Source organism: Pseudomonas sp. XP1, assembly GCF_053557675.1.
Genome location: NZ_JBNRIJ010000004.1, coordinates 54834 through 69752, shown reverse-complemented (window position 1 = coordinate 69752; position 14919 = coordinate 54834). Strand labels below are relative to the sequence as shown.

13 protein-coding genes are annotated in these 14919 nt (G+C 64.9%); 6 read left to right on the top strand and 7 right to left on the bottom strand.

Annotated features, from left to right (window positions below):
- Nucleotides 1-103: 103 nt before the first annotated feature.
- From purD to ACK1U9_RS05465, 3 genes are all read left to right on the top strand, one after another.
- Nucleotides 104-1399, top strand: a complete 1296-nt coding sequence (purD, locus tag ACK1U9_RS05475) for a phosphoribosylamine--glycine ligase (protein ID WP_046613241.1) — start codon at nucleotides 104-106, stop codon at nucleotides 1397-1399.
- Between the two features lie 144 nt (nucleotides 1400-1543).
- A complete protein-coding gene (locus tag ACK1U9_RS05470) occupies nucleotides 1544-4315 on the top strand; it encodes a hybrid sensor histidine kinase/response regulator (RefSeq protein ID WP_108481502.1) in 2772 nt (923 codons plus the stop codon).
- A gap of 73 nt (nucleotides 4316-4388) precedes the next feature.
- The gene (locus tag ACK1U9_RS05465; RefSeq protein ID WP_085599669.1) at nucleotides 4389-4985 is read left to right on the top strand and encodes a MarC family protein; all 597 of its coding nucleotides are present in this window, start codon (nucleotides 4389-4391) and stop codon (nucleotides 4983-4985) included.
- On the opposite strand, the gene ACK1U9_RS05460 is transcribed toward ACK1U9_RS05465, so the two are convergent.
- The 7 genes from ACK1U9_RS05460 to cobG all read right to left on the bottom strand — a co-directional run bounded on the left by ACK1U9_RS05460 (nucleotide 4982) and on the right by cobG (nucleotide 11481).
- Nucleotides 4982-5605 (bottom strand): hypothetical protein, encoded by a 624-nt coding sequence (locus ACK1U9_RS05460; RefSeq protein ID WP_135002015.1) that lies wholly within the window; start codon nucleotides 5603-5605, stop codon nucleotides 4982-4984. The two genes, ACK1U9_RS05465 and ACK1U9_RS05460, sit on opposite strands and share 4 nt — an antisense overlap.
- Nucleotides 5598-6278: a hypothetical protein gene (locus ACK1U9_RS05455; RefSeq protein WP_449109748.1), complete on the bottom strand. Its 681-nt coding sequence runs from the start codon at nucleotides 6276-6278 to the stop codon at nucleotides 5598-5600. The genes ACK1U9_RS05460 and ACK1U9_RS05455 overlap by 8 nt, the downstream gene beginning before the upstream one ends.
- A gap of 59 nt (nucleotides 6279-6337) precedes the next feature.
- On the bottom strand, nucleotides 6338-7021 hold the full coding sequence (locus tag ACK1U9_RS05450; protein ID WP_135002014.1) for a hypothetical protein: 684 nt from the start codon (nucleotides 7019-7021) through the stop codon (nucleotides 6338-6340).
- Nucleotides 7022-7114: 93 nt separating this feature from the next.
- Nucleotides 7115-8812 carry a precorrin-3B C(17)-methyltransferase gene (gene cobJ, locus ACK1U9_RS05445; protein ID WP_153671479.1) on the bottom strand — a complete coding sequence of 566 codons (1698 nt, stop codon included), beginning with the start codon at nucleotides 8810-8812 and terminating at the stop codon, nucleotides 7115-7117.
- On the bottom strand, nucleotides 8800-9531 hold the full coding sequence (locus tag ACK1U9_RS05440) for a precorrin-2 C(20)-methyltransferase (RefSeq protein ID WP_085599677.1): 732 nt from the start codon (nucleotides 9529-9531) through the stop codon (nucleotides 8800-8802). The genes cobJ and ACK1U9_RS05440 overlap by 13 nt, the downstream gene beginning before the upstream one ends.
- A complete protein-coding gene (locus ACK1U9_RS05435) occupies nucleotides 9531-10157 on the bottom strand; it encodes a precorrin-8X methylmutase (protein WP_046613252.1) in 627 nt (208 codons plus the stop codon). The genes ACK1U9_RS05440 and ACK1U9_RS05435 overlap by 1 nt, the downstream gene beginning before the upstream one ends.
- Nucleotides 10150-11481, bottom strand: a complete 1332-nt coding sequence (cobG, locus tag ACK1U9_RS05430; RefSeq protein ID WP_173015125.1) for a precorrin-3B synthase — start codon at nucleotides 11479-11481, stop codon at nucleotides 10150-10152. The genes ACK1U9_RS05435 and cobG overlap by 8 nt, the downstream gene beginning before the upstream one ends.
- A 243-nt stretch (nucleotides 11482-11724) precedes the next feature.
- On the opposite strand from cobG, the gene cbiE reads away from it, so the two are divergent.
- Genes cbiE through ACK1U9_RS05415 form a run of 3 tightly spaced genes read left to right on the top strand, consistent with a single transcriptional unit; the run spans nucleotide 11725 to nucleotide 14745 of the window.
- Entirely contained in the window at nucleotides 11725-12936 is a 1212-nt protein-coding gene (cbiE, locus tag ACK1U9_RS05425; RefSeq protein ID WP_153671481.1) for a precorrin-6y C5,15-methyltransferase (decarboxylating) subunit CbiE, read from the top strand.
- Nucleotides 12929-14023, top strand: a complete 1095-nt coding sequence (locus ACK1U9_RS05420) for a cobalt-precorrin-5B (C(1))-methyltransferase (RefSeq protein ID WP_135002752.1) — start codon at nucleotides 12929-12931, stop codon at nucleotides 14021-14023. The genes cbiE and ACK1U9_RS05420 overlap by 8 nt, the downstream gene beginning before the upstream one ends.
- The gene (locus tag ACK1U9_RS05415) at nucleotides 14020-14745 is read left to right on the top strand and encodes a cobalt-precorrin-6A reductase (RefSeq protein WP_322492381.1); all 726 of its coding nucleotides are present in this window, start codon (nucleotides 14020-14022) and stop codon (nucleotides 14743-14745) included. The genes ACK1U9_RS05420 and ACK1U9_RS05415 overlap by 4 nt, the downstream gene beginning before the upstream one ends.
- Nucleotides 14746-14919 lie beyond the last annotated feature (174 nt).

Below are 14919 nucleotides of genomic sequence, written 5' to 3'. Positions count from 1 at the left end.
GGAGCGGGTTCACCCGCGAATGCGATGTTGGACTCACCGCCGCATTCGCGGGTAAACCCGCTCCCACAAGGTACGAGGACTGCCGCCAAACAGAGGTTTTGACATGAAAGTTTTGATCATCGGCAGCGGCGGCCGTGAGCACGCCCTGGCCTGGAAAGTCGCCCAGGACCCGCGCGTCGAGAAAGTCTTCGTTGCCCCGGGCAACGCCGGTACTGCCATTGAAGCCAAGTGCGAGAACGTCGCCATCGACGTGTGCGCCCTGGAGCAACTGGCTGATTTCGCCGAGAAGAACGTCGACATGACCATCGTCGGCCCGGAAGCACCGCTGGTCATCGGCGTGGTCGACCTGTTCCGCAGCCGCGGCCTGGACTGCTTCGGTCCGACCAAGGGCGCGGCCCAGCTGGAAGGTTCCAAGGCATTCACCAAGGACTTCCTGGCGCGTCACAAGATCCCGACCGCCGACTACCAGAACTTCACCGAAATCGAGCCGGCGCTGGCCTACCTGCAGGAAAAAGGCGCGCCGATCGTGATCAAGGCCGACGGCCTGGCCGCGGGCAAGGGCGTGATCGTCGCCATGACCCTGGAAGAAGCCGAAGCCGCCGTGCGTGACATGCTGGCCGGCAACGCCTTCGGCGATGCGGGCTCCCGCGTGGTCATCGAGGAGTTCCTCGACGGCGAGGAAGCCAGCTTCATCGTCATGGTCGACGGCCAGAACGTGCTGCCCATGGCCACCAGCCAGGACCACAAGCGCGTCGGCGACCAGGACACCGGCCCGAACACCGGCGGCATGGGTGCCTACTCCCCCGCCCCGGTGGTCACTGCCGAAGTGCACCAGCGCGTGATGGACCAGGTGATCTGGCCGACCGTGCGCGGCATGGCCGAGGAAGGCAACGTCTACACCGGTTTCCTCTACGCAGGCCTGATGATCGACAAGGCGGGCAACCCCAAGGTCATCGAATTCAACTGCCGCTTCGGCGACCCTGAAACCCAGCCAGTCATGCTGCGCCTGGAGTCGAGCCTGGTGCTGCTGGTCGAGGCCGCATTCGCCAAGGCGCTGGACAAGGTCGAAGCACAATGGGACCCACGCCCGAGCCTGGGCGTGGTACTGGCTGCCGGCGGCTACCCGGGCGACTACGCCAAGGGTGACGTGATCAACGGCCTGGACGCTGCTGCGAAGATCGAAGGCAAGGTGTTCCATGCCGGTACCGCACTGAAGGATGGCAAGGTGACCACCAACGGTGGGCGCGTACTGTGTGCAACCGCCATGGGCAGCACGGTTGCCGACGCGCAGCAGCAGGCTTACCGCCTGGCCAAGGAAGTAAGCTGGAACGGCAGCTTCTACCGCACCGACATCGGCTACCGGGCCATCGCCCGCGAGCGCGGTGAGCACCAGCAATAAGTTGTACCGGCCTGCCGCAGTGCGCCTCAGCACCTTGCGCCTGCGGCATCCGGCTCGTCGACAGGGCCCCGAGAGGCCTTGCCTTCGACTTGGCGCGCCGCGCATAGTTAATACCCGGCACCTTGGCTAAGAAGGGATTTCGTAGTGCGTCGGCTTCGGATTGCCTCAGCTCTGATCGTCAGCTTGCTGACCTTGCTCTGCATGTTCCCGGCTGCGGCCGAACATGACGGAGGCTGGGCCGTTCTGCTCGACGAACAGGCCAACCTGCAACTGAGCGACGTGCGCTCCGAGCGTTACCGCAACCAGTTCAGCCCGCTTGTCCTCGCCGACCTGGATGCCGCCCCTGCGGAACAGGCCCTCTGGCTGCACTACCGCCTGGAGCCCGGCGAGCAGGAACAACTGCTGCGGGTTTTCGCCCCAGACCTTTCGGGCCTGGACCTCTACGCCCTCGAGGGCGACCAGCTTCTGCGTCAGCTGCACCATGGGCGCCAGGCCGGCAATGCCAGCCCGACCCTGCGTGGCAGCGACCATGTACTGCCCCTGCCCAACAGCAAGCAACCCCTGGATATCTACCTGCGCCTGGTTTCCGAGCATCAGCTGCGCCCGGCCATCAGTCTGGAGCCTGCGGCCGTGGCAGCCTCCGACCAACGCCAGCCGCTGCTGTTCGGCATGCTGTTCGGCGGCCTGGTGATGCTGATCATGCACAACCTGATCCGCTTCCTCTACAGCCGCTCCAACACCACCCTGATCCTGGCGCTGTACCACGGCCTGATGCTGCTCAGCGGCCTGATCCTGCTGAACCTGAGCGGCCCGTGGTGGCACGTGTGGCACAGCGCGCAGACGCCCGCCGCATATCTGACTCTCGTCCTGGCCGGCCTGGCCGGGTTGTGCTTCACCCAGCATTTCTTCTCGCCATGCAACTCGCCACGGCTCAACCGTCTGCTGCAGGGCGAGATGCTGGTGGTCGGGTTGAGCGGGTTGGTGCTGCTGTTCGTCGACACCCTGCCCCTCAACCTGATGACCTACGCCCTGATGGCCCTGGGCACCGTGAGCATGCTGCTGGTCAGCAGCTACCACTGGTACAAGGGCTATGCACCCGCACGCCTGTTCAGCCTGGCCATGGTGGTGTTCAACCTCGGTGGCCTGGTGCTGCTGCCGGCGCTGCTGGGCCTGACCCGTACTTCTACGCCCTGGTTGCTGTGCATCCTGCTGGGGCTGACGGTGGCCAGCGGCCTGCTGCTCAACCTGGCAGTCAGCGAACGCCTGCGGCGCATGAGCGAGGAGCGCTTCAGCGCCAGCCGCGCCCTGGCAGCCAGCGATGCCGAAATCAACGCCAAGGCCGAATTCCTGGCCAAGATCAGTCACGAAATCCGCACCCCGATGAACGGTGTGCTGGGCATGACAGAACTGCTGCTGGGGACGCCGCTTTCGGTCAAGCAGCGCGACTACGTACAGACCATTCACAGCGCCGGCAACGAGCTGCTCACGCTGATCAACGAGATTCTCGACATTTCCAAGCTCGAATCCCGGCAGATCGAACTCGATGATGTGCAGTTCGACCTCAACGCTCTGATCGAGGATTGCCTGAACATTTTCCGCGCCAAGGCCGAACAGCAGAACATCGAACTGATCAGCTTCACCCAGCCGCAAGTACCTCGGGTAATCAGCGGCGACCCGACGCGCCTTCGCCAGGCCTTGTCGAGCCTGCTGGAGAATGCCCTGAAAAATACCGATCAGGGCGAAATCCTGCTGGTGGTGGCGCTGGATCAGCGCGGCGAGGTACCGCGCCTGCGCATCGCCGTGCAGGACAGCGGCGAACCGTTGCCCGCCGCTGACCGCGAAGCCTTGCTGCAGGCCGAGTTGCACAGCCACCACTTCCTCTCCAGCAACAAGCTGGGCGGCCATCTGGGGCTGGTGATCGCCAAGCAGCTGATCGGCCTGATGCAGGGAGAGTTCGGCATCAAGAGCAGCACCGGCATGGGCAACACTCTCTGGCTGACGCTGCCGCTGGACCCTTCGCGCCTCGAACAGCCACCGGCCGACCTCGAAGGCCCGCTGCGTGATGCTCGGGTACTGGTGGTGGATGACAACGACACCTGCCGCAAGGTGCTGGTACAGCAGTGCAGTGCCTGGGGCATGAACGTCAGCGCGGTCCCGTCGGGCAAGGAAGCCCTGGCCCTGCTGCGCACGAAGGCCCACCTGCGCGACTACTTCGATGCTGTACTGCTGGACCAGAACATGCCAGGCATGACCGGCATGCAGCTGGCCGCCAAGATCAAGGAAGACCCGAGCCTGAACCACGACATCCTGGTAGTGATGCTCACCGGCATCAGCAACGCGCCGAGCAAGGTCATTGCGCGCAACGCCGGGGTCAAGCGGATCCTTGCCAAGCCGGTGGCGGGCTACACGCTGAAAACCACTCTGGCCGAAGAGCTGGCCCAGCGCGGCCGCGAACAAGCCGTGCCAGCCAGTTTACCCGGCATCCCCCAGGCACTGGACCTGCCCGGCGACTTCCGCGTGCTGGTCGCCGAGGACAACAGCATCTCGACCAAGGTGATTCGCGGCATGCTCGGCAAGCTCAACCTCGAGCCAGACACCGCCAGCAATGGCGAAGAGGCCTTGCAGGCGATGAAGGCGCAGCGCTATGACCTGGTGCTGATGGACTGCGAAATGCCGATACTGGACGGTTTCTCGGCCACCCAGCAGCTGCGCACCTGGGAAGCCGCCAACCAGCGCCAGCGCACCCCGGTAGTGGCGCTGACCGCTCACATACTTGCCGAACACAAGGAACGTGCACGCCTGGCGGGCATGGACGGGCACATGGCCAAACCGGTGGAATTGTCGCAGTTGCGAGAGCTGATCCAGTACTGGGCAAATCACCGGGAAGCCAAGGTGGATCCGGTGCACAGTTCCTGATCTGAGGCCGGCAAGGCTATCAACAGAATCTGCTGATAAACTCTGCCCAGCCATAACTGCCTGGACTAGCCCCATGCTCCATGAGTTGTTCAGTGTCTACCTGAAAATGCTCGTGCTCTACAGCCCGTTCTTCGTGCTGTCGTGCTTCATCAGCCTGACCCGCGGCCATTCCAGCAAAGAGCGCAAGCAGCTGGCATGGAAGGTCGCCATCGCCGCGCTCATCGCCAGTGTCCTGTTGTACCTGTTCGGGCGAGCGATCTTCGGCATTTTCGGTATCACTGCCGACGCCTTCCGCATCGGCGCCGGCAGCGTGCTGTTCATCTCGGCACTGGGCATGGCCCAAGGCAAGTCCGCGGTACAAGCCGACAACGTGCAGCAGGATGTGACCATCGTGCCGCTGACCATCCCGCTTACCGTCGGCCCGGGCACCATCGGTGCTCTATTGGTAATGGGTGTCGGCCAACCGCACTGGGACGACAAACTGCTGGCCATCATCAGCATCGCCCTGGCCAGTTTCACCGTAGGCCTGGTGCTATACCTGTCACACCGTATCGAGCGCATCCTCGGCGACCAAGGCCTGCAGATCGTCAGCCGCCTGATGGGGTTGTTCGTCTGCGCCCTGGCTGCACAGATCATCTTCACAGGCATCAAAGGCTACCTCGCGCCCTAGATGTCGAAATCCAGTATGCGCTGCAAGGAAACCTGCACGACGCGGTCCTGCACCTTGGGCAAATAACTGTGCTCGAACGCCAGGAGGTTGAAGCGTACCAACTCCGCACGCACGTTCCGGTGGCTGCGCTTGTGGCTGATAAAGCCCGCACTGTACGCCGAGCGTGTGTCCGTTTCATGGTAGAGCACCATATCCACCCGGTTGGCTCCGGCGGGCGCACAGGGCAACAACTGGAAATGCTGCCGTTCGTAGGCACGCCGCTCCAGCTCCCGCAAAGGCGTCGGGTTGGCCAACAGTTTGTGCATGGAAATACCGATTACCGAAGCAAAGTGCTCACCAGCGGTTGCGGCAATGGTTTCCAGCACCTGATCAGCTTGCCTGGCACGCTGCTCGTCTGGCCAATGCACCTGCTCGGCAGAAACGGCGTCCCAGCCCATGTACTTGAGCTGGTTGCGGTAGTAGGCAAACCAGTCCTCGATCAGCCCTTCCCTATACGCTGCCTCGGTGGAACGCTCGGCCATCGCCAGGGCCAGTTTCACCTTGTCTCTGTGCCTCGCAGAAATTCCCGGCAGGAAGGAAACGATCCCTGCGCCGATCACGGCAGATGTGGACTCACTCATGATCGGCTCCTGTTGACGGCGCGTAGGGGTCGAACCGGTATTCCCCTTGGGCATCCTTGGTTTTCATCAACGCCTGCAATTCATCCCGCTGGTGTTGGAAGCGCCCATTGTCGAGCACCAAAGAAATCCCGTTGAACTCGGCCTCGCCTTTGAGCAAGTGCTCGCCCAGCAACATCTCCTGCGAGATGCTGGCGATCGGCTTGTCGAAATGCAGGGTAATACTGCAAAGGTCCAGCGCCGGCCCCGGCTTGAGGAGGCCGAGCTCGATCACCAATTGTGCTCCCTGCGTGCTGAACTTCAGCTGGTGGCGAAAACCTTCGATCGATCGCCCCAGGCCACTCTTTACTGCCGCCAGCACAGCCTCATGGCGGATCGAGCGCATCTTCAGCCACGCTTCGAGTGGCTGGATCTGCGCGCTGCGCACGGGCTGACCCAACTGTTTCAGGTCATGCGTGCTGGCCAGCTTGATCCAGCCTAGCTGCCGGTATGCCTCGCGATAGGCGTCATACCAGGCTTCGTAGTGCTCAAAGCGTGCCCCCGCATTCCTGTTGGCCACCAGCTGGGCGTAAAGGATGGAGTCGAAGGCGGCCTGAAGTTGAATCTGACCAGTGTCCACGCGATACAGTAATGCCGTTCCGCCAATCAACATCAGTTGTTCAGCTGTTCTGTCCATTGCGTTGCCTCGTCACAAAGAGTCGAACAAGGCGGCGTCGCAACAACGCCGCCCTATCGTCAGATGTCGTACTGGAGAACGTTCTCGACGCTGCGCACACCGAGCTTGTTTTCGACGGTTTCACGGACTTTGTCGTAGACGAAGTTGTTGAGCGTGAGCACTGCCGTACCTGCGTAGTAATGTGTCTTCTCCAGTTTCCACTGCATGCCCAGCGCGTCGTCGTCCAGTGTCGGGGCAGACGCCTGGATGCAGCTCACTACCATGACCACATCGTTGTTTTCGGTTTCGATGCAGGCTGCCATGCCGACCAATCCCCGGGCTTTGTTCTTGCGCTTGTGGTCGAGCACCTTGGCGCTGTCTTCGACGGTAGTCATCTTGTCGAAGGCCCTCCTCGCCACCTCACCCAGCTGCGTCCCGCCCAACATCGCATTACCGATCACACCGATCGCCCGGGTAGCGACAGCGCCTACGGTGACGGACAGCTCAGCCGAAGTTTCCAGTTCGAAACTGCGCCGTGGGACAGTGAAGCCGAGATCACGCATGACATCGACGAATTTGTCGTACCACTGCCTGCTCTGCTTTTCGGTGTCCAAGTCCTTGTCGGCCACCAGCGTGGCAAAGTGGAAGGCATTCTTCACATCGCGGCGGTTTTGCGCAGACATGCCCGCGCCGCAGGCCAGCAGGTTGCCTTCGACCAGAATGGCAGAATCGTTGATGGTGGTGCCTTGTGTTGCTTCGGACATTTGGAAACTCCTTGATGGTTGCCCCATGAGTCAGGGGCAGCCACCTTAGCCAGCACGGGCGATACGCAACGCGCTGAAGAGTTTCCGCGGCATTCAGGAAGCCGAGGGGTACCAACGCGGTGTGTAGGCCCACTCCCCACCCGAAAGGCGAGGAAACACGCAGGTTGTAGAAGAGCCAACCAACACCATGGTGCGCATGTCGACCATTTCTGGCAGCAGCTCGGCCAATGTGACGACCTTCAGCGTCTGCCCCGGCCTACCGATGTCACGGCCAAGGACTACAGGCGTGCTCCCCTTGCGGTGCCGACGCACAACCTCCAGCGCCATCCCAAGCTGGTGCGGCCTGGCCTTGGAAATCGGGTTGTAGAACGCCAGCACCAAGTCAGCCTGGGCCGCCAGGTCCAGACGCTTTTCAATGATCGACCAAGGCTTGAGGTTGTCCGACAGCGACATCACGCAGAAGTCATGCCCCAGCGGCGCGCCCGCCTGAGCGGCTGTCGCCAGCGAGGCCGACACCCCCGGCAAAATCTCGAGATCCACCCGGTGCCAGGCCGGGTCAGTGGACTCGTGCAGCGCTTCAAGTACCGCTGCCGCCATGGCGAACACACCCGGATCGCCCGACGATACCACCACCACCGAACGGCCTTGGGCCGCCAGTTCGAAGGCATGCCGGGCACGCTGCATCTCTTCACGGTTGTCGGTGCAATGCAGCACCTGATCGTCACGGAACGGGCCGGCCATGCGCACATAGGTTTCGTAACCGAGCACATCCTCGGCCCGTGCCAGTTCGGCCTTGACCGCCGGTACCATCAGCTCGGCAGCGCCCGGCCCCAGGCCGATAACCGCCAGGCGACCCCGACGACGGCCAACCTGCTTCACCTCGACCGGGGCAGGTGCCACCGCGATGACCACGTCTGCCACCTCGATCAGTTGCGCAGCGGGCAATGCTGCGGCAACCATCCCGGCCAGGTCATGCGTCCGGGCAGTAAAGCGCAGGGCAACTCCCAGGCCCTGTGCTGCCTCGTGCAGGGCGCTGTCGGCCATGGCTCGCTCGTCGGCCAGCAGGCACGCCACCGCAGGCTCGGCTATGCCGGCTTGCTGCAGTGCCGCCCGGATACTGGCCAGGCTGCCGCCGGCAACACCCACTACCACCGAGCGCGGGTGGATCAGCAGCTCATCGCGGCTGGCCGGGCGGGCCTGGTATCCCACATGGATGGTACGCCGGGCCGCCTCGCTGGCAGGCAACTGCGCCTGCTGCAGCCACGGCGCGTCACCTTCGATGCGCACCGCCTCGCCAGCCAACAGGTCGGAGACAAAGCGCTTGCCTTGCTCGATATCCGCCAATGCATAGCCTTGCGGCGGGTTCAGCAGACAGGTACCGAAACGCAGCTCGCCGCTGGTGGTGATCGCCGCAGCAACACCCAATGCTTCAGCGATTTCCCGTGCCATCACGTTCACACCGCCAAGGCCTCCGAGCAACGGCACTACGGCACTGCCGTCTTCGGCCACGGCCAGTACCGGTGGTTCGACACCTTTCTCGCTGAGCAGGCTGGCCAGGCTGCGGATGACGATACCCGCCGCGCACAGGGCGATGATCGGTGTGTTCTGCTGGTACAGCCCCCGCAGGGTATCGCCGAACGCGGTGTAGCAAAGGTCGGCACCCTCGACCCGGCCTTCCAGCCCATGGATCGATGCTTGCGGATAACACTGCTGGATACGCTGCGCCGTGGCCAGGCTGCCCTGGCCAAGAATGACGATCGCCGGTGCCTGGTGCATGTTCAGCCCTGCCATTTTTCACCCGGCACGATGATCAGCGAGAAGTACGGCGACGACTGTGGGTCGACCTGGTCCAGCGGCACGATCTTCTGGTTGGCCATGGTGGCCCGCTCCACATACAGCGCGCGCCCGTCCATGCCCAGTTCGGCCAGCACTTCGCGCACCTTGGGGAAGTTGCGGCCAAGTTTCATGATCACCGCCGCGTCGGCGTCGGCCAGGCGACGCTTGAGCTCATCGGCCGGCAACACGCCAGACAGCACCGACAGGCTCTGGTTGCGGTACACCAGCGGCGCGCCCAGTACCGAGGCGCCACCGAGCATCGAGCAGACGCCGGGGATCACTTCGGCCTCGTAGCGCTGCGCCAGGCGGTCATGCAAGTACATGTAGGAACCATAGAAGAACGGGTCGCCCTCACAGATCACCGCCACGTCGCGGCCGGCATCCAGGTGCTCGGCTACCTGCACGCTGGCCTCGTCGTAGAAGTCGCTGATCACCTGTTCATAGGACAACGGCGCTGGCAGCGCTTCAGTGGTTACCGGGTAGACCAGCGGCAGCAAGGTCTGCTCCGGCTGCAGGTGCGCCTCGATGATGCCGAAGGCATTGCCGCGCTTGCCCTTGGCCACGAAGTAGCCGACCACGGGCGCTTCACGCAGCAGGCGCAGGGCCTTGAGGGTAATCAGTTCAGGGTCGCCAGGGCCTACGCCCAGGCCCAGCAGACGTCCACGTGGCACCATCACTCCACCTCCGTGGCCAGGGCATTGACCGCCGCGGCGGCCATCGCGCTGCCGCCCAGGCGGCCCTGCATGATCACGAACGGCACGCCACGGCTGTCGGCGGCGAGCATCGCCTTGGACTCGGCAGCACCGACGAAGCCGACCGGGAAGCCGAGGATCAGTGCCGGTTTCGGGGCACCGGCGTCGAGCATTTCCAGCAGGTAGAACAGTGCGGTAGGCGCGTTGCCAATTACCACCACACTGCCTTCCAGGTGCGGTCGCCACAGCTCCAGGGCCACGGCGGAACGGGTGTTGCCGGCGTCTTTCGCCATGCCCGGTACGCTCGGGTCGCGCAGGGTGCAGATGACCTTGTTGTCGGCGGGCAGACGGGCGCGGGTGATGCCCTCGGCGACCATGTGCGCATCGCAGAGGATCGGCGCGCCGTTCAGCAACGCCTCGCGCCCGGCCCGGCCGGCACCTTCGGAGAACTGCAGGCCATCGATGGCATCGACCATGCCACAGGCGTGGATCACGCGCACGGCGAGCTTTTCGAGGTCTGCGGGGATCCGCTCGAGTCGGGCTTCCTCGCGGATGATCCGGAAGGAGTTGCGATAGATCTCCTGACCATCGCGGATGTAGTCAATCATCAAGGTGCTCCGTCGGCAGGTCGAGCATGGCGCCTGCTTCATTCAAGGTAAGGTTGGTGGCGCGCAGGGCGCCGAAGCCCGGCAGGCGCGCATCACGCAGGTACAGGTCGTAACGGCCCGGCGCGCGGGCCAGCAGGGTGGCCGGGGCAACATGGGCCACGGCGCAGGATCGGGGGCAACCGGACAAGTGCACGCTGCCGGGCACGCCAGGGCCGAGCAGTGCCGCCAGGGTGACGGCGTCGGCCTTGGTCTCGCCCAGGGCCTTGGCACAGCCACTGGCGCCGGTGCAGGCGCTTATACGGGCCAGTGGCTCATGGTCATGGCATAGCAGGCCCAGGGCGGACAGCCTGGCCTGGGCGTAGTCGATGTGTTGCGCTTGCAGGCTGGTCAGCACCAGGCTTTGCCAGGGGCTCAGGCGCAGGCTGCCATCGCCATGTTCACGGGCCATGCGCGCTGCGCCACGCAGCATGGACGGTGTCAGGCGCCCCTGCGGCGGGGCAACGCCCAAGGCGACGCCCTGCGCCTGGGGCAGAACGCCCAGCCACGAGACAGTGCGCGGTTCACGCCGCCATGCCAGCACGGCGGCATCGCGGCGGATGGCCAGGCCGAGTCCGTCGATGAAATCGGTTGTCGAAAACGTCTCGAGCAACTGGCGCATACGCGACTGTGCCGGGGTGGCCAGGTCGAGGAAGCGCTCCAGCACCGCACGCACCAGTGCCTGGCCTTGTTCCGCCGGCACCGCGCCGAGCACCTGGCCATCTGCCGGGCAACCCGCCAGGCCAAACGCCAACCAGGTCTGCTGCTCCAGGCGCAGGGCCGACAGCCACAAGTCATGGGGGTGTTCGAGCATGGCCAGGTTTTCGCCGGCATCGAGCTGCACGGCGAACTTGGCCGATAACTGATGAAAACGCGGGGTGCCTTCCAGCAGATCGAGGATCTGCCCGGCCAACGGCCGAGCATCCAGCAGCATCGCCGGGTCATGCCCGGCCAGCGGGCTGAGCATCAGGTTGCGCACATCGTCACCGGCGGCATCACGTGGGCCCAGGCCGGCAGCAAGCAGTGTCTCGACCAGGCCGCGATGCTCGCTGCCGATGCCACGAATCTGCAGGTTGCCGCGGTTGGTGGCCTCGATCACGCCACCGGCGAAACGCTCGGCAGCCGCCGCCACTGCGTCGGCCTGGTCGGCCAGCAGCAGGCCGCCTGGCAGCTTGATGCGGCAGATGCCGCCATCACGGGCACTGACGATACGCCACAACCCCGGGCAGGCCGAGGGACGGGGCGATACATGGGAGGCATGGGCCTGGGTCAAAGGGGCATCCGGCAATCTGTGAAAATGCGCTTGAGTGTAGAAGGCGCGGTATTATGCCTGCTTTGTCCGGCGGCATGAAAAGCCGGTGGTCGAGCATCATCGACGATCGAGTAGAAATTACGGACCGCGTCGCCTTCTTCGCGGGCATGCCCGCTCCCACAGAATCACCGCTGCCAGCAACGGCTGCGCTGTACCTGTAGGAGCGGGCGAGCCCGCGAAGGGGCGCGCAGCGGCCCCAAAAATGGCGGAATGAAATACATGGCACCCTGGCTGACAGTTGTAGGTATCGGCGAAGACGGCTTCAGCGGCCTGGGCAAGCAGGCCCGGCGCGCGCTGCTGGGCGCTGCGCGGATCTTCGGCAGCCCGCGCCAGCTGGCCTTGCTGCCACGCTGCGTGGCCGGCGAGCGGCTGGGCTGGCCAAGCCCGTTCTCGCTGGCCCCAGTTCTGGCCCTGCGCGGCGAGCCGGTGTGCGTGCTGGCCAGCGGCGACCCGATGTTCTACGGCGTCGGCGCCAGCCTGGCGCGCCAACTGCCCGCCGCTGAAATGCGCGTGCTGTCGATGCCCTCCTCCTGCGCCCTGGCCGCCGCCCGCCTGGGCTGGCCACTGCAGGACGTACAGGTGGTATCGCTGGTTGCTCGGCCCCTGGCAGCGCTCAATGCCCACCTGCACAGCGGCGTGCGCCTGCTGGTGCTGAGCAACGACGGCGACAGCCCGGCCGTAATTGCCACGCAGTTGCGCGAGCGGGGCTTCGGGCCAAGCCGCCTGCGAGTCTTCGAACACTTGGGTGGCGTGGACGAACGGGAGTTGGCCGGCACTGCCCAGGACTGGCCGCACAGCGACGTCGCCGCGCTCAACCTGGTAGCCATCGAGTGCCTGGCATCGCCCGAGGCGCCGCGCCTGCACCGGCTGGCCGGGCTGCCGGACAGCGCCTTCCGGCATGACGGCCAACTGACCAAGCGCGATGTCCGCGCCATCACCCTCGCCCGCCTGGCACCACAGCCCGGCGAGCTGCTGTGGGACGTGGGCGCCGGCTGCGGTTCGATCGGCATCGAATGGATGCGCGCCCACCCGGCCTGCCGCGCCCTGGCCATCGAGGCCGACGCAGGCCGCCAGGGCTTCATCGAATACAACCGCGATGCGCTGGGTGTACCCGGCCTGCAATTGGTCTGCGGCCAGGCACCGGCGGCGCTGGAGGGCCTGGAGCGGCCGGATGCTGTCTTCATCGGTGGCGGCGTCACCCGCGAAGGTGTCCTCGACCTGTGCTGGGCAAACCTGCGCCCCGGTGGCCGTCTGGTAGCCAATGCGGTGACCCTGCAAAGCGAACTGGCCCTGGCGCATTTCCGAGAACGCCATGGCGGCGAGCTGACCCGCATCCATGTCGCCCATGCCCAGCCATTGGGCGCGTTCGACACTTGGCGCCAGGCGCTGCCGATCACATTGCTGGACGTGGTGAAACCCGCCGATGCGTGAAGAGACCCGCGAACAGCCCGCTCCCCTGCGCAGCGGCCTGACCACCGGTAGCTGCGCCACTGCCACCAGCCTGGCGGCAGCACGCTTGCTGCTGGGCGGCGAGAGCAGCGACGCAGTCAGCATTACCCTGCCCAAGGGCAAGGTGGTGCAGATGCGCCTGGAGTTCTGCCGCCTCACCAGCCAAGGTGCCGAAGCGGGCACGCTCAAGGACGCCGGCGACGACCCGGACGTGACCCATGGCGCACTGCTCTATAGCCAGGTGCGCCTGCTGGCCGAACCGGGCATCCGTTTTGTCGCCGGCACCGGCGTCGGCACCGTGACCCGCCCGGGGCTGGTGCTGGCGGTGGGTGAGCCGGCCATCAACCCGGTGCCACGGCGCATGATCAGTGAACACCTGCAACGCCTGGCGGACGAATGCAGCTACGCCGGCGGCTTCGAGGTCACGGTCAATGTGCAGGGCGGCGAGCAACTGGCCCTGAAAACCATGAACCCGCGTCTGGGCATCCTCGGAGGGTTGTCGATCCTCGGCACCAGCGGCATCGTGCGGCCGTTTTCCTGCGCGGCCTACATCGCCTCGATCCACCAGGGCATCGACGTCGCCCATACCAACGGCTACACGCATATCGCCGCATGCACCGGCAACGCCAGCGAAGACACCATGCGCCGCGTCTATGGCCTGCCGGAAATAGCCCTGATCGAAATGGGCGACTTCGTCGGTGCCGTGCTCAAGCACCTGCGCAAGGTGCCAGTACCACGCCTGACCCTGTGCGGCGGTTTCGGCAAGATCAGCAAATTGGCTGCCGGGCACATGGACCTGCACAGCCGCCACTCCAGCATCGACCTGCCGCAACTGGCCGGCTGGGCAGCGGACATCGGCGCCGACGAGGCGCTGCAGGCATCGATCATTACTGCCAACACCAGCCAGCAGGCCCTGGCACTGGCCCATGCAGCCGGCATCCCCTTGGGTGACGCGGTGTGCGGCCACGCCCTGGCGTTTGCCCGCAGCGTGGTGCCGGCGCAGGTGCAGGTGGAGGTGTTCGCCATCGATCGCCAGGGTGGCATCGTCGGCCGGGCAGGCGTGCAATGAACGCGCGCATCCTGCTGCTGGGCGGTGTCACTGAAGCCCTGGCCATAGCTCGCCGCCTGGGCCCACAGCACGTCTACAGCCTGGCGGGCATTGGCCGGGTGCCGCAGGACCTGCAATGCCAGGTTCGGGTCGGCGGATTTGGCGGTGCCGAAGGGTTGGCCAACTACCTGCACGGGGCAGGCATCACGTTGCTGATCGATGCCACCCATCCCTACGCCGCGCAGATCAGCCGCAATGCCGCCAACGCCTCACGCCTGGCCGGTATCCCGTGCTGGGCCTTGCGCCGCCCGGCCTGGCAATCACAAGCCGGGGACGACTGGCGCGAGGTCGAGGACTGGGCAGGGTTGATCGAGGCACTCAAGCCGTTTCGCAGGCCATTGTTCACGCTGGGGCGTGAGCCGCTGCAACATCTGGGCGAGATACCGTCGGAGCAGTTCTGGACCTTGCGTGCGCTGGAGGCATGCCCTGGCAATGATCGCTGCGAAGTGATTGGCGCGCGCGGGCCGTTCCATATCGAGGATGAGCGGGCGTTGTTCCAGCGCCGCAAGATCGATGTGCTGATCAGCAAGAACAGCGGCAGCGTGGCGACCGAACCGAAGCTGGAAGTGGCGCGGGAGCTGGGGATACCCGTGCTGATCCTGAAGCGACCGGCGTTGCCGGATGTGGACCGGGCATTCGACTCGCCAGCCGACCTGGCTGCGGCACTCGACCTGCGCGGATAACAGATTCCGTAAACGCACCGCAGATCCCTGTGGGAGCGGGTTTACCCGCGAAAAAATCAACGCGGTGCATGGCACCGGCTTCGCCGGTGTTCGCGAGTGAACCCGCTCCTACAGGGGACGCGGCAACTTTCATGTATTTGCACAAGGCAGTTGCTCCTACAGCCATTTCGGACT